Origin of the sequence: Streptacidiphilus sp. EB103A (assembly GCF_041261405.1) — a bacterium.
Classification (GTDB): domain Bacteria; phylum Actinomycetota; class Actinomycetes; order Streptomycetales; family Streptomycetaceae; genus Streptacidiphilus.
The window spans coordinates 161,552-185,626 of sequence record NZ_JBGCAQ010000017.1 but is presented as its reverse complement, the minus strand read 5'-3'; the positions used below and the strand labels follow the sequence as shown (position 1 = coordinate 185,626).

At 70.8% G+C, this 24,075-nt stretch carries 22 protein-coding genes and 1 tRNA gene; 7 read left to right on the top strand and 16 right to left on the bottom strand.

All coding sequences use genetic code 11. The features are described from left to right. Nucleotides 1-28 precede the first annotated feature (28 nt). The 4 genes from ABH941_RS27490 to ABH941_RS27475 are packed head-to-tail and all read right to left on the bottom strand — an operon-like array spanning nt 29 to nt 3,321. The gene (locus ABH941_RS27490) at nt 29-907 is read right to left on the bottom strand and encodes an SCO1664 family protein (RefSeq protein WP_370132213.1); all 879 of its coding nucleotides are present in this window, start codon (nt 905-907) and stop codon (nt 29-31) included. Then, complete coding sequence (locus ABH941_RS27485) at nt 877-1,461, bottom strand: DUF3090 domain-containing protein (protein WP_134010959.1); 585 nt, start codon at nt 1,459-1,461, stop codon at nt 877-879. Before ABH941_RS27485 ends, ABH941_RS27490 begins: the two co-directional genes overlap by 31 nt. Nucleotides 1,462-1,520: 59 nt before the next feature. Beyond that, nucleotides 1,521-2,222, bottom strand: a complete 702-nt coding sequence (locus ABH941_RS27480; protein ID WP_370132212.1) for a histidine phosphatase family protein — start codon at nt 2,220-2,222, stop codon at nt 1,521-1,523. A gap of 31 nt (nt 2,223-2,253) precedes the next feature. Beyond that, nucleotides 2,254-3,321, bottom strand: coding sequence for an LLM class F420-dependent oxidoreductase (locus ABH941_RS27475; RefSeq protein ID WP_370132263.1), 1,068 nt, complete (start codon nt 3,319-3,321; stop codon nt 2,254-2,256). A 238-nt stretch (nt 3,322-3,559) separates the two neighbouring features. Between ABH941_RS27475 and ABH941_RS27470 the strand changes: the two genes are divergently transcribed. Next, entirely contained in the window at nt 3,560-4,540 is a 981-nt protein-coding gene (locus tag ABH941_RS27470) for an aldo/keto reductase (RefSeq protein WP_134010955.1), read from the top strand. Continuing rightward, nucleotides 4,537-6,558 carry an ATP-binding domain-containing protein gene (locus ABH941_RS27465; protein ID WP_370132211.1) on the top strand — a complete coding sequence of 674 codons (2,022 nt, stop codon included), beginning with the start codon at nt 4,537-4,539 and terminating at the stop codon, nt 6,556-6,558. The genes ABH941_RS27470 and ABH941_RS27465 overlap by 4 nt, the downstream gene beginning before the upstream one ends. A 157-nt stretch (nt 6,559-6,715) precedes the next feature. Here ABH941_RS27465 and ABH941_RS27460 read toward each other — a convergent pair whose 3' ends face one another. Beyond that, a complete protein-coding gene (locus tag ABH941_RS27460) occupies nt 6,716-7,336 on the bottom strand; it encodes a hypothetical protein (protein ID WP_134010953.1) in 621 nt (206 codons plus the stop codon). Between the two features lie 327 nt (nt 7,337-7,663). Between ABH941_RS27460 and ABH941_RS27455 the strand changes: the two genes are divergently transcribed. Continuing rightward, nucleotides 7,664-7,873 carry a DUF5703 family protein gene (locus ABH941_RS27455; protein ID WP_279591927.1) on the top strand — a complete coding sequence of 70 codons (210 nt, stop codon included), beginning with the start codon at nt 7,664-7,666 and terminating at the stop codon, nt 7,871-7,873. 70 nt (nt 7,874-7,943) lie between these two features. On the opposite strand, the gene ABH941_RS27450 is transcribed toward ABH941_RS27455, so the two are convergent. The 3 genes from ABH941_RS27450 to ABH941_RS27440 all read right to left on the bottom strand — a co-directional run bounded on the left by ABH941_RS27450 (nt 7,944) and on the right by ABH941_RS27440 (nt 10,810). Next, a complete protein-coding gene (locus ABH941_RS27450; protein ID WP_370132210.1) occupies nt 7,944-8,744 on the bottom strand; it encodes a chaplin in 801 nt (266 codons plus the stop codon). Nucleotides 8,745-9,015: 271 nt separating this feature from the next. After that, complete coding sequence (locus ABH941_RS27445; RefSeq protein ID WP_370132208.1) at nt 9,016-9,258, bottom strand: chaplin; 243 nt, start codon at nt 9,256-9,258, stop codon at nt 9,016-9,018. A 229-nt stretch (nt 9,259-9,487) separates the two neighbouring features. Further along, nucleotides 9,488-10,810: a M20/M25/M40 family metallo-hydrolase gene (locus ABH941_RS27440; protein ID WP_370132207.1), complete on the bottom strand. Its 1,323-nt coding sequence runs from the start codon at nt 10,808-10,810 to the stop codon at nt 9,488-9,490. 217 nt (nt 10,811-11,027) lie between these two features. Between ABH941_RS27440 and ABH941_RS27435 the strand changes: the two genes are divergently transcribed. Further along, nucleotides 11,028-11,110 (top strand) — tRNA-Leu (locus ABH941_RS27435). A gap of 89 nt (nt 11,111-11,199) precedes the next feature. Here the strand turns inward: ABH941_RS27435 and ABH941_RS27430 are convergent. From ABH941_RS27430 to ABH941_RS27420, 3 genes are all read right to left on the bottom strand, one after another. Next, a complete protein-coding gene (locus ABH941_RS27430; protein ID WP_370132206.1) occupies nt 11,200-11,343 on the bottom strand; it encodes a hypothetical protein in 144 nt (47 codons plus the stop codon). A gap of 277 nt (nt 11,344-11,620) precedes the next feature. Then, nucleotides 11,621-11,890 (bottom strand): hypothetical protein, encoded by a 270-nt coding sequence (locus ABH941_RS27425; RefSeq protein ID WP_370132205.1) that lies wholly within the window; start codon nt 11,888-11,890, stop codon nt 11,621-11,623. A gap of 17 nt (nt 11,891-11,907) precedes the next feature. Further along, on the bottom strand, nt 11,908-12,108 hold the full coding sequence (locus ABH941_RS27420) for a hypothetical protein (RefSeq protein WP_370132204.1): 201 nt from the start codon (nt 12,106-12,108) through the stop codon (nt 11,908-11,910). 203 nt (nt 12,109-12,311) lie between these two features. Between ABH941_RS27420 and ABH941_RS27415 the strand changes: the two genes are divergently transcribed. Beyond that, nucleotides 12,312-13,781 carry an ATP-binding protein gene (locus ABH941_RS27415; protein ID WP_370132203.1) on the top strand — a complete coding sequence of 490 codons (1,470 nt, stop codon included), beginning with the start codon at nt 12,312-12,314 and terminating at the stop codon, nt 13,779-13,781. Nucleotides 13,782-13,993: 212 nt separating this feature from the next. Here ABH941_RS27415 and ABH941_RS27410 read toward each other — a convergent pair whose 3' ends face one another. The 4 genes from ABH941_RS27410 to ABH941_RS27395 all read right to left on the bottom strand — a co-directional run bounded on the left by ABH941_RS27410 (nt 13,994) and on the right by ABH941_RS27395 (nt 18,509). Next, complete coding sequence (locus ABH941_RS27410; RefSeq protein ID WP_370132202.1) at nt 13,994-16,318, bottom strand: 2OG-Fe(II) oxygenase; 2,325 nt, start codon at nt 16,316-16,318, stop codon at nt 13,994-13,996. Nucleotides 16,319-16,601: 283 nt separating this feature from the next. Then, nucleotides 16,602-16,745 (bottom strand): hypothetical protein, encoded by a 144-nt coding sequence (locus ABH941_RS27405; protein ID WP_370132201.1) that lies wholly within the window; start codon nt 16,743-16,745, stop codon nt 16,602-16,604. A gap of 71 nt (nt 16,746-16,816) precedes the next feature. Next, the gene (locus ABH941_RS27400) at nt 16,817-17,419 is read right to left on the bottom strand and encodes a hypothetical protein (protein WP_370132200.1); all 603 of its coding nucleotides are present in this window, start codon (nt 17,417-17,419) and stop codon (nt 16,817-16,819) included. 166 nt (nt 17,420-17,585) lie between these two features. Next, nucleotides 17,586-18,509, bottom strand: a complete 924-nt coding sequence (locus ABH941_RS27395; RefSeq protein WP_370132199.1) for a TauD/TfdA family dioxygenase — start codon at nt 18,507-18,509, stop codon at nt 17,586-17,588. Between the two features lie 311 nt (nt 18,510-18,820). Here ABH941_RS27395 and ABH941_RS27390 point away from each other — a divergent pair, with 311 nt between their 5' ends. After that, nucleotides 18,821-19,207: a hypothetical protein gene (locus tag ABH941_RS27390; RefSeq protein WP_370132198.1), complete on the top strand. Its 387-nt coding sequence runs from the start codon at nt 18,821-18,823 to the stop codon at nt 19,205-19,207. Nucleotides 19,208-19,564: 357 nt separating this feature from the next. Next, nucleotides 19,565-22,255 (top strand): tetratricopeptide repeat protein, encoded by a 2,691-nt coding sequence (locus ABH941_RS27385; protein ID WP_370132197.1) that lies wholly within the window; start codon nt 19,565-19,567, stop codon nt 22,253-22,255. On the opposite strand, the gene kstD is transcribed toward ABH941_RS27385, so the two are convergent. Continuing rightward, nucleotides 22,178-24,028 (bottom strand): 3-oxosteroid 1-dehydrogenase, encoded by a 1,851-nt coding sequence (kstD, locus tag ABH941_RS27380; protein ID WP_370132196.1) that lies wholly within the window; start codon nt 24,026-24,028, stop codon nt 22,178-22,180. The two genes, ABH941_RS27385 and kstD, sit on opposite strands and share 78 nt — an antisense overlap. Between the last annotated feature and the right edge of the window lie 47 nt (nt 24,029-24,075).

Genomic DNA, 24,075 nt, shown 5'->3' with positions numbered 1-24,075 from the left:
AGGAACCACCGACCGGGACCAGGCAGCGTCAGATCGGCGGCCAGGGCACGGGCGGCCAGTCCCCGGAGGGGACCGGGTGCAGGCCGCTGGCGAGCAGGTTGGCGACGCGTTCGCGGAGGGCGTCGATCTCGGCGGCGGTGAGCAGCGGTGCGAGGTCGTCGGCGAGCGTCCCCTTGAGTCGGTCGTCGAGACCGGTGAGCGCGGTGACCGCCTCGTCGTCCAGGGGCTCGCCGGCCCAGCCCCAGAGCAGGGTGCGGAGCTTGCCGGGGACGGCGAAGGTGACGCCGTGGTCGATGCCGTAGAGGCGGCCGTCGACGGCGGGCAGCAGATGGCCGCCCTTGCGGTCGGCGTTGTTGATGACGGCGTCCAGCACGGCCATCCGGCGCAGCCGGGGGTCCTCGGCGTGGACCAGCAGGGCCGTCCTGCCCCCGCCGACGTCCGCGCGGCCGATCGCGCGCCAGCCCTCGGCGGGCTCCTTCGCGTCCTGCAGGTCCAGGAGTTGGGCGTCCGGGTCGGACTCCACCCAGACCTGGCACATGCCCTCGCCGAACGGCCCGTCCCGCAGCACCGTGGGCGGCACCAGGCCCCAGCCGGTCGCGGCGGCGACCAGGTAGGCGGCGACCTCGCGCCCGGCGAGGGTGCCGTCGGGGAAGTCCCAGAGCGGGCGCTCGCCGCGCACCGGCTTGTAGACGGCGACGGCCTGCTCCGTCTCGTCGCTGACGGTGCAGTAGAAGACCCCGTTGGATGCCTCGGTGAGCCGGCCGTGTATCTCCAGCTCACCTCCGCGCAGCAGCGCCAGGGCGCGCTCCGGGTCGGCGGCGAGGGCTGCGGAGGCCACGGGGTCGGCGTCGGGCGCCTCGGCTTCCTGCGGGGTGCTCAGCGCCGGTATCCGTTCTGACGGGGGCACACATGGCCCTGCGGGTCCAGCGGAAGGCTGCAGAACGGGCACGGCGGGCGGCCGGCCGAGACCAGTTCCAGCGCGCGCTTGGCGAAGACCCTGGCCATCGCTCCGCTGAGGCGGACCCGCAGCATCGGCGGCCCGTTCTCGTCGTCCTCGAACAGGTCCTGCGCGTCGGGGTCGCCGTCCAGGTCGCTCTCCGGGTCGACCTCGATCAGCGCCTGGGCCTCGACGATCAGCCGGTCGATGGACTCGTCCCAGGCCAGGGCCATGGTGCCGACCCGGAACTCCTCCACCACCGGCATGTCCAGCGGGGCGCTGTCGATCATCTCGGCGGGTGCGACCGCCGGCACGGCGGTGCTGCCGCCGCTGCGCCGGACCACCTCGTCCAGCAGCTCCTCGACCCGCTCGGCCAGCGCCGCCACCTGGGTCTTCTCCAGGAGCACGCTGGTCACCCGGCCACGGGCGCTGGCCTGCAGGTAGAAGGCACGCTGACCGGGTTCGCCGACCGTACCGGCCACGAATCGCTCGGGCGGATCGTAGAAGAACACCTGGCGGGGCACGGATTGCTCCAGATCTGGTCGTCGCTGTTCGATCCAACCCTACCTATCCGGCCCGGAGGTCACCGCACCCCGGTGTCGCCGCCGACCACGGCGTCACCGGCCGGGGCGGCCGGCTTGTCGGTGCTGGGGGCGAAGCCGCTGAGGTCGCCGGTGTCGCCGAGGCGCAGCAGGAAGGGGCGGTGCGGGGTGTAGCGGATGGCGGTGACCGAGCAGGGCTCGACCGAGATCCGCTGGAAGTTGTCCAGATGCAGGCCCAGCGCGTCGGCGACGATCGTCTTGATCACGTCGCCGTGGCTGCAGGCCAGCCACACCGCGTCGGGGCCGTGCTCCCGCTCCACCTCGGCGTCCCACTCGCGGACGCTCTCCACCGCGCGGTGGCTGAGCTCGCGCAGGGACTCGCCCTCCGGGCCGGGGAACACCGCGGCGGAGGGGTGCGCCTGGACCGTCTTCCACAACGGCTCGCCGGCCAGCTCGGCCAGCGGCCGTCCGGTCCAGTCGCCGTAGCGGCACTCGCCGAGTCGCTCGTCCAACCGCTGGGTCAGCTCCGGGCGGGCCTCCAGCAGCGGGGCGAGGGTCTGCCGGCAGCGGTCCAGCGGACTGCTGACGACCTGGCTGACCGGCACCGCGGCGAGCCGCTCGGCCAGGTGCTTGGCCTGCTGCTCGCCGTGCGCGTCAAGATCCACACCGGGTGCCCACCCGGCCAGGATCCCGGCGGAGTTGGCGGTGGAACGGCCGTGACGGACGAGCAGCAGAGTCGGCATGCGGTCCAGCGTAAACGCTGGGCCGGGAAGGTCAGCCTTCGGCCAGCCCGGCCTGCTCCAGGGCCTCGGCTGCGGTGCGCAGCGCCTCGACCCGCTCGTCCAGGGTGAAGCCGCCCGGGGTGAGGTTGAGCGTGGTGACCCCGGCGCCGGCGTAGGCCTGGAGCCGGTCGGCGAGACGGTCGCGGGTGCCGATCAGGGTGGTGGAGTCGATCAGCTGCTGCGGCACCGCGGCGGCCGCGCCGGCGTAGTCCTTGGCCAGGTACTTCTCCTGGATCTCGTCGGCGGCCTGCTCGTAGCCCATCCGCCGGGTGATCCGGTTGTAGAAGTTCTGCTCCTTGCTGCCCATGCCGCCCACGTAGAGCGCGGTGTACGAGCGGAACAGGTTGCCCGCCGCCGCCAGATCCTCGGGCTTGTCGCTGGCGCTGACCGCGATCGGGACGTTGGGGGCCACGTCGAAGCCCTCCAGGGTCTTCCCGGCCTTGGCGCGTCCGGCCGTCAGGTGCTCCAGCGACAGCCCGGCCTGCTCGGGGGCGAAGAAGATGCCCAGCCAGCCGTCCGCGATCTCGCCGGTGAGCTCCAGGTTCCTGGGGCCGATGGCGGCGATGTAGAGCGGGATGTGCTCGCGCACCGGGTGCACCGTCAGCTTCAGCGCCTTGCCGGGGCCGCCGGGCAGCGGGAGGGTCCAGTTGGCGCCGTCGTGGACGACCCGTTCGCGGGCCATCGCCTTGCGGATGATCTCCACGTACTCGCGGGTGCGGGCCAGCGGCTTGTCGAACTTGACGCCGTACCAGCCCTCGGAGACCTGCGGTCCGGAGACGCCCAGCCCGAGCCGGAACCGGCCGCCGGAGAGGGTGTCCAGAGTGGCGGCGGTCATCGCGGTCATGGTGGGGGTGCGGGCCGGGATCTGGAAGATCGCCGAGCCGACGTCGATGCGCTCGGTCTTGGCTGCGACATACGCCAGGACGGTCGCGGCGTCGGAGCCGTAGGCCTCGGCGGCCCAGCAGACCGCGTAGCCGAGCCGGTCCGCCTCCTGGGCGACGGCGATGTTGTCGGCGTCGTTGCCGAGGCCCCAGTAGCCGAGATTGATGCCGAGTCGCACGGTGCTGCCTCCGAAGGGTGTGGACGTCATCGCGACTGTATCGGGGGCGACCGGCGGAAGCTACCGGCCAGTACGGCCAACTGCGTCACAGCCCCTGCTGTGGCCTGCATCGCATCGGACCACAGGCCCACTACGCTCACCCGTCATGCTCCAATTTTTCGGGGGGCGACCCCCCGTGCCCCCACGCGATCCTGTGGTCGGTGGACCTTCGCGCGCGGACATCCCGAGGAGAAGCTGAGTGGAACTGCGACATCTGGGCCGGACCGGGCTCCGCGTCTCCCGGCTCGGCCTCGGCACCATGACCTGGGGCGAGGACATGGACGAGATCGACGCCGCGGAACAGCTGAAGACCTTCGTCGAGGCCGGCGGCAACCTCGTCGACACCGCCGACGTCTACGCCGACGGCGGCTCGGAGTACCTGCTGTCGCGGCTGATCGAGCAGTTCGTCCGGCGTTCGGACCTGGTGCTGGCGACCAAGGCAGGCAGCGTCCCCGACCAGGACCGGCGCTTCGACGGCTCGCGGGGCCATCTGCTGGCCGCCCTGGACGCCTCGCTGGCCCGCCTCGGCACCGACTACGTGGACCTGTGGCAGGTGCACGCGTTCGACCCGGACACACCCACCGACGAGACCCTGCACGCCCTCGACCTGGCGGTGTCCTCGGGGCGGGCACGCTATGTGGGGGTGTCCAACTTCTGCGGCTGGCAGCTGGCCAAGGCCGCGACCTGGCAGCGCGCGGTACCGGGTCGCACGCCCCTGGCCGGTACCCAGATGGAGTACTCGCTGCTGCAGCGCGGGATAGAGCGCGAGGTGCTGCCCGCCGCCCTGGACAGCGGCATGGGCCTGCTGGCCGCCTCCCCGCTGGGCCGCGGCGTGCTGACCGGCAAGTACCGGCACGGGACGCCGGCCGACTCCCGGGGGGCCTCGCCCTACTACTCCGCGTTCGTCCAGCCCTACCTGGACGAACGGGGGCGGCGGATCGTGGACGCGGTCGCCACTGCGGCGGACGGGCTCGCGGCGACGCCGCTGCAGGTCGCGCTGGCCTGGGTGCGCGACCGTCCCGGGGTGGTCGCCCCGATCGTGGGCGCACGGACAGCCGCGCAGCTCACGGCGGCGTTGTCAGTGGAGTCCCTTACGCTCCCGGAGGAGATCTGCCGAGCGCTGGACGACATCTCGGCGCCGATCCACTTCTACCCCGACCACGACTGGAGCGCGCTGTGACCGACGAGCCGAACCGGACGCTGACGGAGGACGGACCTGCGACGTCGGAGGACGCCGCCGTTCCCGACCCGGCCCTGCCCTCGGCCGCGCTGCCCTCCACCGAGCAGCTCGCTGAGGCGATCCGGGCCCTGGGCGGCTCGGGCCCGACCGGCGGCCCGAGCCCTGCGGGTGCTGCTACCGCCTCGGGCCCCGGCTCAGCGGATGGGAAAGCCGACGCGGTCGCGCCCGACGCCGCCCGGGCCGAGGTGCTGCAGGCCACCGCCGAGGTCCTGGCCGCCGGCGGCGCCCCCGCCGAGCTGGTCACCGCGGTGGTCGCCACCCTGGGCGAGGGCGCTCCGGCAGCGCTGCGCGAGGACCCCTGGGCGCTGCTCTCGGTCCCCGGCGTACGCCCCGAGCACGCCGACGCCTTCGCGCGTGGGCTGCTCGGCGACGCCTGCGGCCCGGACGACCTGCGTCGCGCCGAGGCGCTGGCGGTCTGGCTGCTGGAGCGGGCCGCCCTGCGCGGCCACACCGCGGTCGAGCTGTCCGCCGTCGGCGACGGGCTGCGCAAGCAGGGCGTCCCGGACCCGGAGGGGTCGCTCGCGGCGATCCTCGGCGAGGGCCGGGTGATGGCCTTCCAGGAGGAGATCCAGCAGCCCGGAGCAGCGCCGCGCGCCGAGGACGACGAGGAGGAGACCCCGGTACGGGTCCTGCTCGCCCTGGACCGGCTCGCCCTGGCGGAGGAGAGCCTCGCCGACGGCCTGATCCGGCTGGTGTCGACCTTCGAGGGCGATCCGGTCAACCCGGCCACAGAGGTTCACCCGGACGAGGCTGAAGCCGAGGGCACCGGCGCCGGCGCCGACGTCCCCCCGCTGGACTGGGACGGCGCAGCCGGGGCCGCGCCGTCGGCCTCCGCCACCGCGCTGGTCAAGGCGGTCGCCGGGGCCGGTCTGGTGCTGCACACCGGTGGCGAGGCCGCCCGCGCCGAGCCGGTCGCCCTGGTCCGAGCGGCCCGCGGCCTGGGGCTGCGGGCCTGGGTCGCCGCCGCGACCGTGGACGGACGCCGCCGCCTGGACGACGAGGCGGCCGTCACCCTCGCCGGGCTGCTCTCCGGCGCCGAGGGCCCGGGCCGCGCCTCGGACGGGACGCTCGCACTGGACCTGCTGGTGGTCTGCGACGCCCCCGCGCTGGACGTGGAGCTCGCGGCCACCCTGGTCGAGTCGGTCGCCGACGGCGCCCGGCTGGTGCTCAGCGGCGACCCCGCGGTGCTCTGGTCGGCGGGCCCAGGACGGGTGTTCGCCGACGTGCTGGCCGCCAAGGCCTGCCCGGTCGTCGCCTCCCGCACACCCGACTTCGGCCCGATCGGTGAGCTGGCGTCCGGGATCGGCATCGGTGAACTGCTTCCGGTCGAGGCGCCCGGCAAGGAGGTCGTGATCGTCACGGCCAAGGACGGCGCCGAGGCGGTGCACCGGGCCCTGCAGCTGGTTCACGACTCCATTCCGCGTGCCCTGGGCATCCCAGCCGAGCAGGTCCGGGTGCTGACGCCCGGCCACGGCGGCCCGGCCGGCACCCGCGCGCTCAATGCGGCACTGAAGCAGCGGTTCAACCCGGGGCCCGGCACCTTCGGCGGCTTCGATCCCGGCGACGCCGTGGTACATTCCCCCGCCCCCGGCCTGGCCCGTCCCGGGACGCTGCGGGCCGGCGGCTCGGCCGGGCTGGTGCTGGACTGCGAGGGCGAAGAGGTCCGGGTGCCGCGCGAGCAGGTCGCCGGAACCGTCCGCCACGGCTGGGCACTGACCGCCCATCAGGCCGTCGGACGGCGCTGGCCCGGCGTGGTGGTGCTGCTGGCCCCCGAAGCGGCGGCCGAGCTGACCCGGCAGTGGGTGTACACCGCGTTCAGCCGCGCCGAGCAGCACCTCTCCGTGGTGCATGCGGTCGGCCCCGCACTCCCGCAGGCGGTGGCCACGGTTCCGGCTTTGCCCCGGACCACCCGCTTGCGAGGCGTTCTCGCCGAACAGGTGGCCGAGCTCGGGAGCTGACCTGCGGCGTGTGCCTGGCTGGTCGCGCAGTTCCCCGCGCCCCTATGTGGCTGCAACTGGGCCAGTTGCAAACGTCCAGGGGCGCGGGGCTGTGTTGTTTGAACAGCGCGCGCGACCAGCCCGCTACGGTCCGCAGCCGATAATCCTGCAGAACCCCCTACCGCTCAGGATCAAGCGGCTCCAGCTCGTCGTCGTAGACCTCGCTGACGTCGAAGCGACAGATCAGCAGGTCCGGGTCGGCGTCGTCAAAGGGCTCGGAGAGCCAGTCACCCGGCTCGGCCGGGTCCGCTGCGGTGACCCAGAGCGTGGAGTCGCCCTCCTCAAGACCGAACTCCTCGGCCCGGGACGCGATCTCGTCGGGCTCGTACTCGCCGAAGAGCGCGCCGAGCGCCCCGCTGACGCTGGCGGACACCGGGCCCGGGTCCGCGGCGGTCGTGCCGTCGATCCGCAGCGCCGCGGCCCGCAGCCGCAGCGGGTCGGTGATCAGGTAGTCCCTGCGGATCAGCACGCTGATGGCCTCCGGGTCGTCCGGATCGGCGTACTGGGAGAGATCACTGTCGTGCGGCACCTCGAACGGGGTGACCTCGTCGTAGGCGTCGTAGAGGACTTCGTCGTAAGCGTCCGCAGCCTCCGCGAGGGCCGCGTAGGCGGTGGCGACACCGGGGTCGTTCTCACCGGTACGGGCTTCCACGGCGGCCAGATGGCGGTCGATGGCGGCCTTGACCGCCTCGGCGGCGCTTCGTACCTCGGCGATGGTGGGCTGCGCGACATCAGGCATGGTGCTGACGCTATCCGCTGTTGGGCCCGTAGTGCACAGAAGTTATCCGGTCGCGCCCGATTTGAGCACTCGGATGTGCCGGGGAGCGCTCCCCGCACCCCCTCACACCCCTCCGCGCCCCGCGGCGGACCGGCGCGGACCGGCGCTCACCCGTCCGTGCGAAGGGCGGTTCGGTCCCCTGTCCAGCCGCGGTCCTTCGTGGGACCCTGTCCGGACCAGGTTCGGCACCGGGCTGAACCCCTGTCAGATCCGATCAGCCGCGCGTGCGGCCCGTCGTAGGCTTGACCCAGAGCGCTCTGCAGGAGGAAAGACTTGGCAGCACCGAAGATCATCCAACAGCCCGAGTACGAGTTCCGCTCCATGCTCCTGACCCGCGACGTCTCCCGGAACGAGGCCAGGCGCCTGCTGACGGAGCAGGCCGAGTACGGGCACTGGGAGTTGGACCGGCTGCGACTCTTCCCGGACGGCCGCCGCAAGGTCGTGCTCCGACGGAAGATCATCCGCCAGGTCCGCACCTGGTCGCTGCTCTCGGACTGAGGCAGACGGAAGAAGGGGTGGAGCACGTGTGCTCCACCCCTTCCGCGTCCCTCGATCAACCCTGAAGAGGTCAGCTCTGCCCGGCGCGGGAGCGGCGGTAGAGCAGCAGCCCGCCGAGGGCCAGTGCGGCCCCGGTCGGCAGCATCAGCATGGTGTCGCCGGCGCCGGTGGAGGCGAGGACCGCCTGGGTGGGTGAGGCGGCCGTGCTGCGGGTCGTCGAGGTGCTGATGTGGCTCGTCCGGCCGACCTTGGTCACCGTCTGCGGAGGCGGCGGGGAGCTGTGGTGCCCGCGCGTGGTCACCGGCGGCTTGGCCGGCGGGGTGAGCGGGGGCGGCGGCTGCGGGTGGTCCCGGGTCGGCGGCGGGCAGTTGTCGGCCGGGGGCGGCGGGGGCGGGGTGCAGGAGCAGTTCTCCGGCGGGGCCGACGGGGTCGGCGTGTGCACGCCTGTGCCGCCGCCGTGGTTGGCACAGCTGTTGCCGTGGGCGCTGTTGCCCGCGCCGACGACGTTCGCCGAGTCGCCGCAGAGGTTCAGCGGCACCGACACCGGCGTCTGGGCGGAGTTGCCCGAGCCGACGCCCGGCGAGTCATGCGTACCGCCCTGGCTCCCGGCCCCACCCCCGGAGCCCTCGGAACCCTTGGAGCCCTCGGAACCCCTGGCGTGCTCGGCACCGTTCTTGCAGTTGTTGCCCATGGCCGGGTTGAGCAGCCCGACCACGTCGACGGTGTTGCCGCAGACGTTCACCGGAACGTCGACGGGCACCTGGACGGCGTTCCCCGAACCGACCCCGGGCGAGTCGGAGGCCGAGCCCGCGGCTCCGGCGTCCGCGTAGGCATAGCCTGCGGTTGATGCGAGGACGCTCCCGGTCGCCATGACCGTGAGAAGTCCGCGTCTGGCAGCTTGTCGCATGGATTGCCCTGCCCTCAGTTTGTCTGTGATGGTGTATGGGACATTGGCCTGCAGTGACGTGATAATTCACGTAACGAGAAGCCGGGGCCCCGGTTCATGGCGGCATACGCCTTTCACCAGTCCGGGTGAGAGTTCCCCACCCGATTGACGCCGTGCCGACGATGCGGTCCCGGGAGGCATGGCGCGCCTCCCGGGACCGCAGGTGTGAGAAAAGTCCGGAATCAACCGGCAGGTGTCAGTTGTTCTGGCAGTCGTTCCCGAAGGCCGGGTTCAGCAGCCCGATGACGCTGACGGTGTTGCCGCAGACGTTCACGGGGATGTGGACCGGAACCTGGATGACGTTGCCGGAGAGCACGCCCGGGGAACCCCAGGCAGCGCCCTCGGCAGAGGCCCCCCCGTGGGCGGACGCGGCACCCGCGCCGGCGAGAACCAGGCCACCCGTGGCAGCAACAACCGCAGCGATCTTCTTGACCTGCATAATGTCCTCCTAGTCGACGTCGCAGCCCGTTCGGCGGGCTGCATATGAGTGAACGAGGCTGCGGCAAACGGGGTACTAGTCGGGTTGTTTTCTCACCCGCAACGGTGATCCACTCAAACGCCCGAGCGAAAGCAGGGCGCCGCGGGGCGCGTGCGTACGGAAAAGACCGAAGCCCGCCGCACCCGTAAATCCGGGCCCGGCGGGCTTCGAGAGAATCCTCCGCAGTGCTTCAGCAGGCGTCGATGAATCGGTCCAGCACCCGGACCCCGAACGTCAGCCCGTCCACCGGCACCCGCTCGTCCACCCCGTGGAACATCCCGGCGAAGTCCAGCTCCGGCGGCAGCCGCAGCGGGGCGAAGCCGAAGCAGCGGATCCCCAGCTCGCTGAAGGACTTCGCGTCCGTGCCGCCCGAGAGCGTGTAGGGGACGGCGCGGGCGATCGGGTCCTCCGCGCTGAGCGCCGACTGCATCGCCGCGACCAGCGGTCCGTCGAAGTCGGTCTCCACCGCCTTGTCCTGGTGCACCGTCTCGCGGCGGATCCGCGGTCCGAGGACGCGGTCCAGCTCCTCGTGGAACTCGTCCTTGAAGCCCGGCAGGTAGCGGCCGTCGACATGCGCCGTGGCCTGGCCCGGGATGACGTTCACCTTGTAGCCGGCGCCCAGCATGGTCGGCTGGGCGGTGTTGCGCAGGGTCGCGCCGATGAGCTTGGCGATGCCGCCGAGGCGCTCCAGCGTGGAGTCCATGTCCTCGGGGTCGAGCTCCACCCCGAGCGCGTCGGAGAGCTCGTCCAGGAAGTGCCGCACGCTCTTGGTGACCCGGACCGGGAACTTGTGCCGTCCGAGCCTGGCGACGGCCTCGCACAGCTCGGTGATCGCGTTGTCGTTGTTGGTCATCGAGCCGTGGCCCGCGGTGCCGTCCACGGTGAGGCGCATCCAGTGCATCCCCTTCTCCGCGGTCTCCACCAGATAGAGGCGGAGGTTCTCGTTCACGGTGAAGGAGAAGCCGCCGACCTCGCCGACGGCCTCGGTGACACCCTCGAAGAGACCGGGGTGCTTGTCGACCAGGTGGTGCGCGCCGAAGACGCCGCCGGCCTCCTCGTCGGCCAGGAAGGCCAGCACGATGTCGCGCGGGGGCTTGCGTCCGCTGCGCAGCCGGTCGCGGACGACCGCGAGGGTCATCGCGTCCATGTCCTTCATGTCGACGGCGCCACGGCCCCAGACACAGCCGTCCGTGATCTCCCCCGCGAAGGGGTGGTGGGTCCAGTCGTCCGCGTTGGCGGGCACCACGTCGGTGTGCCCGTGGATCAGCAGCGCAGGTCGCGAGGGGTCCTCGCCCGCGATCCGGGCCACCGTGCTGGCCCTGCCCCTGGCGGATTCGAAGATCTGCGGCTCCAGGCCCACCTCGGCGAGCTTCTCCGCCACGTACTCGGCCGCCGCCCGCTCCCCCGGCCCCGAACCGTCGCCGTAGTTGCTGGTGTCGATCCGGATCAGCTCCCGGCAGAGGTCGGCCACCTCGCTCTCCCCGGTCACCCGCGTCGCATTGGTCTCGCTCACGCTGTCCAGCCTCTCTCCGTACGGCACCAGGGCCCCCTCCACTCCACCCCGGGGGTCCACCGGCATGACCCCGCCATCCTCTCCCGTCCACCCCCCGATCCCAACCCCTGCCCCTAATCTCCGCAGGTCGAGCCGCCGGGAACGCGTTCGGAACCCCGGCTGATCTTTGCTATGGTTATCCACGTCAGCGCGACGGCAACGCCGCGATGACCACCCGGTCCGGGTGGCGGAATGGCAGACGCGCTAGCTTGAGGTGCTAGTGCCCTTCGGGGCGTGGGGGTTCAAGTCCCCCCTCGGACACTTCGTTCGGTACATGATCGCCGGGGCACCCGCCTCGGCGATCACTGTTTTCCGGTCCGGTTCGAAGGTCAGAGCTGCTGGTAGGCCGGTCAGCCCTGGCGAAGGAGTTCGGCCAGGCGCTCGCCGATCACCACGAGGGCGGGTTCGGGCGGACGGGCGTAGTGCTCGGGCTTGTAGCGGCGCAACAGGGCATCGCCGTCGTGGTCCCAGGTGAGGGCGGGTTTGCGCAGCACGGCGCGGAAGACCTGGTCGACGGTGTCGGGGTGACGGGCCGCCAGGCGGCGCAGGACGACCGGGGGATGCAGTCGTCGTGCAGGTAGCTGCGCAGCCGCGACGCGTAGGCGCGGTCGCGGGCGAGTGCGGGCGTTGCGAGGAGGGCGTCCAGGTGCCCCAAGTCGCGCAGGAAGTGCAGGCCCACGGTCTCGTCGTACAGCAGGCCGACGGAGTCAGCGTCCAGTAGGTCCTCGGGCAACGGCGCCAGAGTGCCGGCAGGCGGGGCGGTGGCGCGCGCTAGGGCGGCGTGTTCGGCGTCCATGGCGGCGATAGCCTGCTCGCGACGGTGCACGTGGTAGGCGCACAGTTCATCCAGTCGTCGGCCAGCGGCACGATCCGGGTGATCACGAACGTGCCCGGCCGCAGCGGGCGCAGGGCGTCGGACCCGGCGTTCGAGCGGATGCGGTAGGGCAGGTCGTCGATGAGGTTGTGCGCCTGGAGGACCCCGTCGCGAACGCTTCGCACCTCGAAGGTGCCCTCGACCACGTCGCGCCAGGCCAGCACCATCTCCGCCTCGGCCGTAGTCAGGGCGGGACGACGCTGCGCGACAAAACGTTCGGCGACCGTGCCGCCGCCTGCCGCAGGCGCTTGTTCAGCTGCGAGGCGAACCTTCGCTGCTGTCCGAAGGCGAGCAGCTCGCCCTTCAGCGCGGCGCTGCGCTCAAGAAGCTCCTCGACCGAGGGAGCAGCGTCCCGCTGCTCCGGCACCTGATCGGAGTGGGACAAGATCTGGCCTCCGCATCCCATTGCCTGCGCGGTGGGCTGTCCACGTTATCGGGCGCTGCGTCAACGAGCCGGGGCCGCGGCGGGATTCGCCACCAGGGGGTGATCCGTGACCGTTCCGGTGGACACCCGGGTGCCTGCAGTTACCATAAGTCGAGTTACCATAGACTGGGCTTTAAGGTTCTGCGGAGAGGAATGGGATCACCATGCTGCCCCGCCCGGTGGAGATGTTCGACCGCGAGTACGAATGGCGCGCCCTGGCTGCATTCGCCACCGATCCCAGCGCTGGTGCCACCCTCGGCGTCGTCTCCGGGCGCCGTCGCCAGGGCAAGACCTTCCTGCTCCGGGCCCTGTGCCAAGCCACTGGAGGCTTCTACTTCGCCGCCGACGAAGCCACCGACGGCGAGTCCCTACGTCAGATCGGCGCCCAGATCGCGGCCCACCTCGACTCACCCGCACCCCTGGCCTTCGACGACTGGCACCAAGTCGTCGATGCCCTGCTCGCGCTCGGGCGCGACCGTGCGATTCCGGTGGTCATCGACGAATTCCCCTACCTCGCTCGCGCCAACCCGCGCCTGCCCTCCATCTTTCAGAACGCCCTGGCCCCGTTGCGCCCCGAACGCGATCACAGTCGGGCCCGGCTGCTGCTGTGCGGTTCGGCCATGTCCTTCATGGGACGCCTCCTGAGCGGCAACGCGCCCCTGCGTGGACGCGCCGGCCTCGAACTCGTCGTGCCAACACTGGACCACCGACTCGCCGCCCAATTCTGGGGCGTCACCGACCCGCTGACCGCACTCAAGGTCAACGCCATCGTCGGCGGCACCCCTGCCTACCGCCGCGAGTTCGCCCGGGACGACACCCCCGCCGGACCTGACGACTTCGATGCCTGGGTCCTGCGCACCGTCCTCTCCCCGACCAGCCCCCTTTTCCGTGAAGCACGCTATCTGCTGGCCGACGAACCGGACCTGCACGACACCGCGATGTACCACTCCGTCCTGGCTGCCATCGCCGCAGGCAACTCCAACCGCGGCGGCATCGCCAATTTCCTCGGCCGCAAATCCAGCGACCTCGCCCACCCGCTTACCGTGCTGCAGGACTGCGGCCTGATCACCCGTGATCCCGACGTCTTCAAGGACAACCGCACCAGCTTTCGCATCGCCGAGCCTCTGGTCACCTTCTACCACGCCGTCATGCGCCCGGTCTGGTCCGACCTGGAGCACACCCGTGACGCCCGAAGGCTGTGGGAACGAGCCCAACGGCGCTTCGTCGGCAACGTCCTGGGCCCCCACCTCGAACGCCTGTGCCGCCACTGGACCCAACACTTCGCTCCCGATCAGCTTTTCGGCGACTACCCCAGTCGCGTCGGCTCCGGCACCGTCAACGACCCCGCCAACCGCACCAGTCACGAGCTCGACGTCGTCGCCTTCGGCTTGGACGACGACAACCGCTCCCCCCTGCTGGCCATCGGCGAGGTCAAGTGGGGCGAGACCATGGGCCTCGGCCATCTCGAACGCCTCACCCGAATCCGAGCCCTGCTCACCGCCCAAGGCCGCCACGGCGCCGCCGGTGCCCGCCTCGCCTGCTTCAGTGCCGCCGGGTTCACCCCCGAACTTCGCGACCGCGCCACCGTCGATCCGGCGATCGTCCTGGTCGGCCCAGCCGACCTTTACGCCTGAGCTGACCCGATCAGGCGGCCTCCAGGCCGGTCAGGCGACAACACTGGGGCTTATCGCCAGGTGGACTGGCGTCGTCGGGGATGAACCGTGACGCGCCTGGTTCTTACCGACACGGTGGACGGTCGAGTCTGCGAGGAGCCGCCATGGACGTCAGTTTCCACATCGCCTGCACCCCCAGCGATGGCGGGCCTTGACCGTCCGTCCCGACGGCGCTAACCGAGGCGACGCCCCTGCACCGCCTTCCCCGCGGGTGCGATCCAGGTCGAGGCCAGCCAGGCCAGGTCGACTGCGGCCTGCTGACGGACTGTCTGTTCGCGTGTGAACAGCGCCTCCGTCTTGGTCAGCACCAGTGTGAGCGGACTTCCCTGACGCCTGGTCCGGTGGGTCACCGGCAGCTCGGCCGAGTCGATCGCGCTGTGAACGTGCCGTCGGCCGTCCTTCGCCAGCTTCCATTCGAGCACTCGCTGCGTCCGGGAGCCGAGGAACTCCCCCAGGCTGCCGCACAGTCGGCACCCGCAGCCGGTCCAGGCGATCGACCAGTCGCCCTCCTCGCGCGGCTTTCGCTCGGCGATCAGGCGGAGCCGGTCCGCGCAGTTCCAGGCGACCGCCTCGAACCCGGCCGACGACCGGGTCTCCGCCGCAGCTACGTCCGCCGCCTGTCGCAGCATCGGCACCAGGCATTCCAGCACGGTGTCCCCGTACCCGCGCAGCGCTGCCGCGATCTCGCCCTGCAGCTCTTCGTCGGCCTCCCCCAGGATGCCTGCCAGCGGCAGGCTCAGTTGCGCCAACTGAGGACGCCGGGTGTCGGCCGGTCCAGCCACGGTCCAGCGCCGCAGGTCGCTGTTGACGGCGTTCCAGCCTGCGGTGAGCAGGGCCCGTACCACTGCCGTGCTCCGGTGGGAGCGCAGCGCCGCACACAGCTCCGGCAGCTGCGCCGTCCAGGCATACGCGTGCGGTTCGAAGCGGTGGGCCGGCCCGAACCAGCCGTTGACGACCTGGAGTGTCCACCCGGTTCCGTAGCGCTCGGCTGCCGCAGCCAGCCCGGCCGCGTGTCGCGGTTCGAGCGTGTTCACCTTGAAGGGTTCCAGCAGCATCCTCGCGGTCTCGGCCGCGTCCAGGCCCGCGGCCACGTGCAACGCGCCCTCCAGCAGCGCGGGTTGCGAGTCGATGCGCTTCCAGAAGGGGGCAAGGGACTGTGCCGCAGTGCGCGCCCCATCCAGATCGTCCTTCGCGATGCGGTCGCGCAACTGCTCGAGCGCCCACAGCGATCCGGCTTCGCCGCGCGCCGCGAACGCCCGCTCGCGCGGCCACACGACGACTGCGGCCCGCCGGTACCACCGGTCCAGGGTGTTGCCGTAGTTGCCCATGTAGCCCTCGTACTGGGACTCGTAAGGCGTGAGGCTCGCGTTCGGGGTGCTCGCGCAGGTCTCGTAGTCACGGACGGACAGGGAGATCTCCTCGCCTGCCGGGTCGTTCGGGACGGTCCACCAGCCGAGGGTGATCTCGTCGTCGATCAGTTCCTCGAGATCGTAGTCGCCGTCCGCAGCAGCGCCGTCGTTGTACTCCTCGTACTCGTCGTCCTCGTCATCGTCGCCGTCCCAGTAGTCCTGACCGGCGGGCGAGGCGTTCCAGGTCTCCTTCACCTCGGCCAGGGCAAGCACCGACTCACACCCGGCCTGTTCGGCGGCTGCGCGCAGCAGCGTGGCACGCTCCGCGTCAACTCCCTTGAGCCGGTTCCAGTCCAGGCCCCGCTGGGTGTACTCGTGGTCGAGCAGGTACACCAGCCGGTTCGGCGGGTCGAGGTCCAGCCCTCCGTAGCGCGGCGTGGACGGCCGGTTGAAGTGCTGCTCCAGGCAGTGTGCCAACTCGCCGAGCGGGCCGGCGTCCGCCTTCGAAGTACCGCTCTCGGCAAGCAGGTTGAAGGTGAGCGTGACCCGGTGACCGGAAGTGACCGGGGTGACCTCGTGCCAGCAGTCGGCATAGAAGGCAAGGAGCGTCAGATCCTTCTTCGACGCACGGTAGGACCTGCTCTGCCCGGCGTGCTCGATGACCAGTTCCCCGCCGGTGTGCGCCGAAGGCAGCGACAGCACCAGGGTGCCCACCATGGCGTCGTCCTTCTCCGAATCCTGGTGCGGGAGGAAGAACTGCCCTTTGCCGTACACCAGCAGCGCGTGAAGTTCGGCCCGCAACCGCGTGGATGCGGGAAGCCCGAGCTCCCCACGGAAGTGCTCCAGCGCACCGCTGAGCAGCGTCGGCCAGGCGGAGCCGCCGATGACGACCTGATCCGGAACGATCTCCCAGGTGTCGCGGACACCAGTGTCGCTCAGCGTCTCCCGGCCGCGTCCGAACCTCGCCGGGCGCGCCACCGCGATCAGCTTCTTCGCCAGAGGCGCGCGCAGCGGAAGGCCCACCGGCCCGACCCCGGCCACCTCAAGCCCGAGGCCGTTCGCAGGCATCTCCAGCTGGGCGCTGAAGGACCCCGCCGACTGTGAACCGCCCAGCAGTTGGGCCAGCCGCTCTCGCGCAGTCCCCGCCATCTGCTTGCTCCCGCCGCATCCGCCCGAACGCCACTGCTGAACCGATCCTACGGCGCGGCCGACAGAGCGGACGAAACGGTCACTCAGCACCATGCGGCAGCAACGACTGTGGAACCAATCGAACTCGGTCGGTGCCCAGATCGCCGCCGAACGCACCAAAACGAAACCGTTCCGGCTGGTCACCGAGCCCACCGCAGGCCCTGGTCATCACCGCCGACATCGGCGACCAGGGGCTGCGCGCGGCGCGCGAGTGCAGATTTGTCGATCAGGAACGGCTGCGGCATCAGGCGGCGGTCTCGTTGCCCGGGTCGCCCTCGATGAGGCTGCCTTGTTCGTCGCGCGGTCCCGTGGTGGCGATGATGTCGGAGAAGTCGAACTCCCCGCGGTCCATGGCGTCGAAGAACTCCTGTCGGCGCTGGTAGTTCACCGCCTCGCGCGATGATGTCCGGGGCCTGCTCGGCTGCGCCGCAGACCTCCGCCCAGCTCCGGATGTCCGCGTCACTCGGCGGGGCCTGGGCGTGCTCGATCCGCGACGTCTTCGCCGCATGCCATCCACACGCCGCAGACAGTTCCTTGGCTCAGTTCACCGCCAAGGGCCACCACCTCGGCGAGTCGGTCGCGCAACAGACGCAGACCGGACCACTTGATGAACGCACAGATCAGGTCCACCCGGTCGGCGGACTCCAACTCGCTGAGCAGCGCGTGCCCGATCCGTTCCCGACCGCGGTTGGCGAAGAGCGCGCTCGCTGACAGAGGGACCACCGGACGCCCGGGAAACTGCTGCTCTCCGGGCAGCGCGACACCATTCGCGACCGCCAGCAGCAACTCCTTGGAAGCGGCGACGGTGTCAGCGTCGCCGATCCCGTCGGGCAGTAGCTCGCCGAGCGCGCCTACCATCCGGTTGACGGTCGCGATCTGCTGTCCGAGTTGCGCGGCCGTGTCCTTGCCGCCGGCCTTGCTGTGGGCGCGCAGTGCCTGCCGGGTCAGCGCCCCGACGTAGCGACCCAGCAACTCCGGGGCGTCGTCCGGGTCGATCGGCTCGCGAAGGACTCGGCCCAACTCCGCTGCGATGGCCAGCCGCTCGTCGAGCGAGTTCGTCACGATGTGCTCGTACAGACCCGCAGGGAGTTCAGTCACGGCGACACCGTAACGCACTTCGCGTCAGTCGAAGCCAGCGCTGTTCGTAGGCACACAGCAGAGGTGGACACACCGGGGAAGGCAGCCTGCCAGCGTGCTCCGGTCGTCTCGGGCACCCCGTCCACCGCCTCTAGGTGTTCAGCCAGATCCTGATGAGGTCGCGGCGGCGCTCCGGGTCGGGGTGGTCGACGTACCGTGTCCGGCTGTGCAGGGTGACGTGGTTGTTCAGGAACTGCATGTCGCCCGCGCACAGGTCCATGTCGAGTTGGAAGCGGGGATCGCTGTTGAGGCGGTCGAGCAGGTCCATGGCCTCGAGTTGCCTGGTGCTGAACGGCGGGACGTGGGCGCCGCGCAGTGCTGAGCGCATGTAGTCGGGGCCGTAGTCGGTGGTCAGCCGTCCGGCAGTGTCCACAGTGTAGACGGGGCTCTGGTGGAAGCTGTCGGGGCCGTCGCCGGCACGGAGGTCGCGCCACCAGGGCTGGTAGAGGACTTCCGCCAGGTCGGGGCGGGTGGCCACGATCTCGTTGTGCACGGCGACCGAGCTGACGATGCGGCTGAGTCCGCCGGACTGCGCCGGCCGAACGCACAGCAGGGCGACGATGTCGTTCGGGTCGGCGTGATAGCCGAGTGGCCCGCTGTGCTGGTAGCTGCGGCTCGTCGAACCTGACGGGTCGACGCCAACGTCGCGCACGTGCTGCACGTGCCTGCCATCCTTCTGCGGAGCAGTGCGGCCGAAGTGGCGTCCGATTCCGAGCGCGAGGATGTCGCACTGCCGCTCGCTCAGGCCCGCGACAGGTGCGCCTTGCAGCAACACGAAGCCACGGCCGTCCATCAGTTCGCCGACGAGGCTGTGGAGGACGGGGCCGAGCGTCGGCAGTGGAAAGTCCTCACGCGAGAAATCGACGAGTTCCAGGCCCAGCGTCTCCACGGCAGCGACCGCAGCGCACAGTTCAGCACGGTGGGCGCTGCCGAGGCTGATCCTCCAGGTATCGCTGTCGACCACCTCGTCACCGCGCCAGTCACCCGTTCCAAGTGCTTCCGTGATCAGCGTCATGTCAACTCCCAGTTCCGGCTCGTGCTTCCCACACGGCAACGATCCCGAACGATGCGGAGTGTCCCGATCTCCACACTCCAGGAGCGGAGATCCGGCAACGTCCGGGCCCGTCCGGACTCGTCCGAGATCGTGGCCCTGATGCCCTGCCTCCGACCATGCTGGCGAAGGCCGACAGCGGCCGATCCGATTCGCCGGGGCCCTACTGGCCGCAGCGCGCGGACCGACGCGGCCGTAATCAGTGCGCCGCAGGCGGGTGCGATCACCGGCCAGCACTTGGCGCGAACACAACATCTCTTGGGAGTGGGACGACCATGCGGAAGATCCTCGGCACCACCATCGCAAGCCTGACCCTGGCCGCCTCCGCCATCGGCCTCGCGGCGGGAAGCGCGTCGGCCAGCACGTACATTCCGATCTCGCTCAGCACCAGCCACGGGGTCGGCGTGTACTCGCAGGCCGACCCGGGCTCCTCCAAGTACGACTACGACCTGTACGCCTCCCACGGCGACAGCATCGTGGCGATCTGCTGGGTCGTCGGCAAGCAGGTCGGCAGCGACGGCGACGTCTGGTACAAGACCAGCCAGGTCAACTACGGCGCCTACGGGTACAGCGACTACTTCAACGCGCCGACCACCGCGTGGACGTTCGCCCCGTACGTGGACGGTGCGGCCGCGTTCCACAACGGTCTGAACCGCTGCTGACGTTCTGTCAGAGTCGCCGTTCGCCCTCGACGTCCGCCCTCGACGATTGCAATCGTCGAGGGCGGACGCGATTCACCGTTGATCACTGCCGAGGCCGCGCCGCGCGCCGCTGAATTCGGATGTGCTCGTACAATTCCGGATGACTACGGATTGCTGGTCGCCTACTGTTGTCATGGGCATCGCGCCCAAGGACACGGGGGTGTACCAGTGGGGGGTCAGTTCGACCTGCCTGGAAGTCAGAACGTCTCGACTCCAGGAGAGCGTGCCGCAACGGTCAGCGAGTTCATTCTGGCGCTCCGGGCATTGAAGGTCAGCGCGGGCAAGCCTTCGCTCCAGGAACTGCAACGCAGGAGCGGTGTGCCACGCAGCACGCTCGCGGACGCGCTGAATCCACGCCGTCGCGAGTTGCCGAAGTTGGAGGTCGTCCTCGCCCTCGTGCGGGCTTTGGGCGGCGGGTCACCGGAGCAGGAACGGTGGCGGGCTGCCTGGAAACGGGTGGCGCAGGCGGCTGACGACGTGCGGGTCCAGAGCACCGGGCACGCCCCCGCGACAGCGACGGCACCGACGGCGCCGAGCTCTCCGACGACACCCACGCCGCCCACCGCAGCCGGACGCAACTTCCTCCCTCCTGGTCCCGCGGACTTCACCGCCCGGGAGGAGGAGGTCCTGTCGATCATCGAGGCTGCGGGAAGCACCAGGGAGGCCGGGCCCGCACTGCTGGCCATCGACGGGATGGCAGGCGTGGGGAAGACGGCACTGGCGGTCCACGCCGGCCATCGGCTGGCGCAGCTCTTCCCCGACGGCCAGTACTACCTGGACCTGCACGCCCACACGGCGGGGCAGGACCCCGTCGACCCCGCGGCGGCGCTGGACATCCTGCTGCGCACGCACGGTCGCAGCGCCGACAGCATCCCGGCCGGGCTGGCGGAGCGGGCCGCCGCCTGGCGCGCCGAACTGGCGGACCACCGGGTCCTGCTGGTCATCGACAACGCGGCCTCGACCGAACAGGTACGCCCGCTGCTTCCCGGTTCCGGTGGCAGCCTCGTCCTGGTGACCAGCCGCAGGCGTCTGGTCAGCCTGGAAGCCGGACGCAGCCTCTCCCTGGATGTGCTCTCGGCAACGGACGCGGTACTGCTGTTCCAGCGCATCCTCGGACCTCGCGCCGCTGCCGAGCCGGAGGCGGTGGCCACCCTCGTGGAACTCTGCGGTCGGCTCCCACTGGCCATACGCATCGCGGCCGCCCGGCTCAGACACCGATCCTCATGGTCCGTGGCCCTGCTGGTGGACCGCCTCAGCGACGAACGGCGACGGTTGAGCGAACTGGCGACCTCCGACCTGGCGGTCGCCGCGGCGTTCCAGACCTCCTTCAACCATCTGGCACGGCAGGAACAACTCGTCTTCGCCCAACTCGGCCTGGTCCCGGGGGCCGACGTCGACGCCCGGGCCGTGGCGGCCCTGGTCGGTCTGCGGGCCGACGACGCCGAGCGGAGCCTGGAGGAACTGCTCGACGCCCATCTGGTCGAGCAACTGCGTGCCGACCGCTACACCCTGCACGACCTCCTGCGCATCCACAGTGCAGCGCAGGCTGCGAGCCTTCCGGAAGTCGAACGCGAGAATGCACTGCGGCAACTGTTCGACCACTACCGCTACTGGGCTTCGATCGCGATGGACGCGATGTTCCCGCACGAACGCAACCGACGTCCCGAGATCAAACCGCCCAACGGCGTGACCCGGGAATTCACCGACCGTGCGGCCGCCGTCAATTGGCTTGACGCCGAACGTTCCAACCTGGTCGCGGCCAGTGGACTGTCCGGACTCCCGCAGCATGCCATCGACCTGTCGGCGATCCTCGCCCGCTACCTGGAGCGTGGCGCCCACGGCAAGCAGGCGCTGGTGCTCCACGAACGGGCCCTGCGGTTGGCGCGTGCGGCAGGCGACGTGGTGGCCGAAGCAGGAGCGCTGCGCTTCATCGGACTCACCCATCTGCAGCTCCGGGACTACCAGTCGGCGCTCGCCGCGCTCAACGAGTCGATGGCGGTCCTCCAGGAGCACGGCAGGAAGGACTCCCTGGCGGCGGTACTCAACAACCTGGGCGCCGTCTACGGACTGCTCGGCCGGCTGGATCAGTCGTCGCACCACTTCGACCAGGCCCTGCGCCTGAGCAGGGCGCAGGGCGACGACTCCAACGAGGCGCTCGCGGTCGGGAACCTGGGGCTGATCCACCGGCGACAGGGCCGGCTGGAGGAGTCACTCGCCCTCAACCGCGAGGCACTCGACCTCCAGCGGCGGCTGGGCAACACGATCGGTCAGAGCATCGCCCTCGACAACATGGGAGTGACCTGCCGGCATCTGGGCCGGCTCGACGAGGCACTCGACCATCACCGCCAGGCCCTGGTTCTCGATCGCGAGGGAAACGATCGGACCGGGGAACTGATCACCATCGACAATCTCGGGCTGATCCACTTCCTCATGGGCGACCATGCCTCCGCCCTCGCCCACTTCGAGGAGGCCATCGTCCTCAGCAGGAAGCTCGAGGACCACACCGCCGAGGGCATCGCCCTCGGCAACATCGGCAACGTACTCAGGGAACAGGGACGGCTGGAGGAGGCGCTCCAGCACCATCGCACGGCACTGGAACTGCTTCGCGGCCACGACAACGCGCTGAACCTGGCGGAGGCGCTCAACAACCTCGGCGAGACGCTGAGCGCACTGGGCACGCCTGAACCCGCGCTGCCGCTGCACAACGAAGCCCTGGAGCTCGCCGAGACCTGTGGCGACCCCATCGAGACGGCCCGCAGCCATGATCTCCTCGGCCGCGTCCAACATCTTCTCGGAGACCAGCGAGCAGCGCGTGAGCTGCACCTCCTCGCCCGCGAGGCGTACCTGCGGATGGGGCTTCCCCAGGCTGCCGCGCTGGCGGCCCGGGCATGCTGCTCGGGAGGGATGCCGGCCGGTTCGGCGTCCCGCGCTTCAGACCCCGGCCTGGTCGGCGATGTCGTTGGCGGCGACGTAGCCGAAGGTCATGGCGGGGCCGATGGTGGAGCCTGAGCCGGCGTAGCTGTGGCCCATGACGGCGGCGCTGGCGTTGCCGGCGGCGTAGAGGCCGGGGATGGCTGTGCCGTCGGCCTTGAGGACGCGGGCGCGGGCGTCGGTGACCATGCCGCCCTTGGTGCCGAGGTCGCCGGGGACGATCTTGAGGGCGTAGAAGGGCGGCTCCCACAGCGGGGCCAGGCAGGAGTTGGGCGCGATCGCGGGGTCGGTGTAGTAGTGGTCGTAGAAGCTGACGCCGCGGTGGAAGTCGGTGTCGTTGCCGGTGAGCGCGAAGCCGTTGAACCGGCTCACCGTGGAGCGCAGCGCCGCGGCGGGGACGCCGATCTGACCGGCCAGCAGGTCGATGGTCGCGGCCTTGTAGACCGCGCCCGCCGTGTACCAGGCGTCGGGGAAGGGCAGGACGGGCGCGACGTCCCGGAACAGGTAGCGGTTGCGGTAGTTCTGGTCGACGATCATCCAGGCGGGGATGTCCGGCGCGGCGGCGTTCTTCTGGTACATCACATGCACCACGTCGCTGTAGGGGGCGCCCTCGTTGACGAACCGTGAACCGCCCGCGTTGATGATCAGGCTGCCCGGCAGGGTGCGCTCGGAGAGGCAGAAGTAGGCCTGGTCGGGCAGCGGGACGGCCGGCCCCCACCAGGCGTCGTCCATCAGGGCCAGCGCGGCCCCGGCCCGCTGGCCGGCCTGGATGCCGTCGCCGGTGTTCTCCTTGGCGCCGACGGTCCAGCTGGTGCCGATAGGCTGCTGCTGGTACTGGGCCCGCATGGCCGCGTTGTGCTCGAAGCCGCCAGAGCCGACGATGACCCCGTACCGTGCCTTGACCAGCCCCTGGGCGCCGTTCTGGGTCACCAGCGCACCGGTGACGGCGCCGGACACGATGTTCAGGTCGACCAGCGGGGTGTTCAGCCAGACCGGCACGTTCGCGGACAGCAGCCCGGCGCGCAGTCCGGCCGCCAGCGCCTGGCCCATGGTGAGCGGCTTCTGGCCGAGCAGCGCGGCCGCGGTCCCGCGGGCGAGGCATTCCGCGGCGACGGCGGCACCCTTGGCGTTGACCAGGGACAGGGCCAGCCACTTGTAGTCGGCGCTGAAGACCACCAGGCCGGCCGGGGTGGCCAGATAGGGCGGGTTCAGGTTCGCCAGTTCCGCGCCGAGGATGTGGCCGTCGATCTGGTCCGGCTCCATGGAGCGGCCGTTGGGCATCCCGCCGGGCAGCTCCGGGTAGTAGTCGCTGTAGCCCTCCATCCAGCGGAACCGCAGCGGGCTGTTGGCCATGACGAAGGAGATCATGGCGGGCCCGTGCTGCAGAAAGGACTGCTGCCGGGCCAGCGGCGTGTCACTGCCGACCACCGCGGCGAGGTACTCCGCGGCCAGCGCGGGGGTGTCCGGGACGCCTGCGGCGAGGATCACCTCGTTGTTGGGAATCCAGACGCCCGCCCCGGACCGGGCCGCCGAGCCGCCGAAGGTGGGCGCCTTCTCCAGCACCACGCAGGAGAGCCCCCGCTTGGCCGCCGTCAGCGCGGCGGTCATCCCGGACGCCCCGGAGCCGATCACCACGACGTCGTACTCCCCCAGGACCGGCACGTCCGCGTAGGCGGCGGTCGGGTCCAGCAGTCCGGACCCGAGGCCGGACGCCAGCAGCACGCCCGCTCCGGCACCGGCGCCACGCAGGACCTGGCGACGGGAGGGGCGGTGCGGGTGGCCGCTCGACGGGTCGTGGGTCGCAGGGTCGTGGGTCGCAGGGTCGTGGGCGGATTCCGCGCTCGCTGACATGGACCGGCCTCCATCGGGCTGGATCGGATCGCCTCGGATCTGACGCT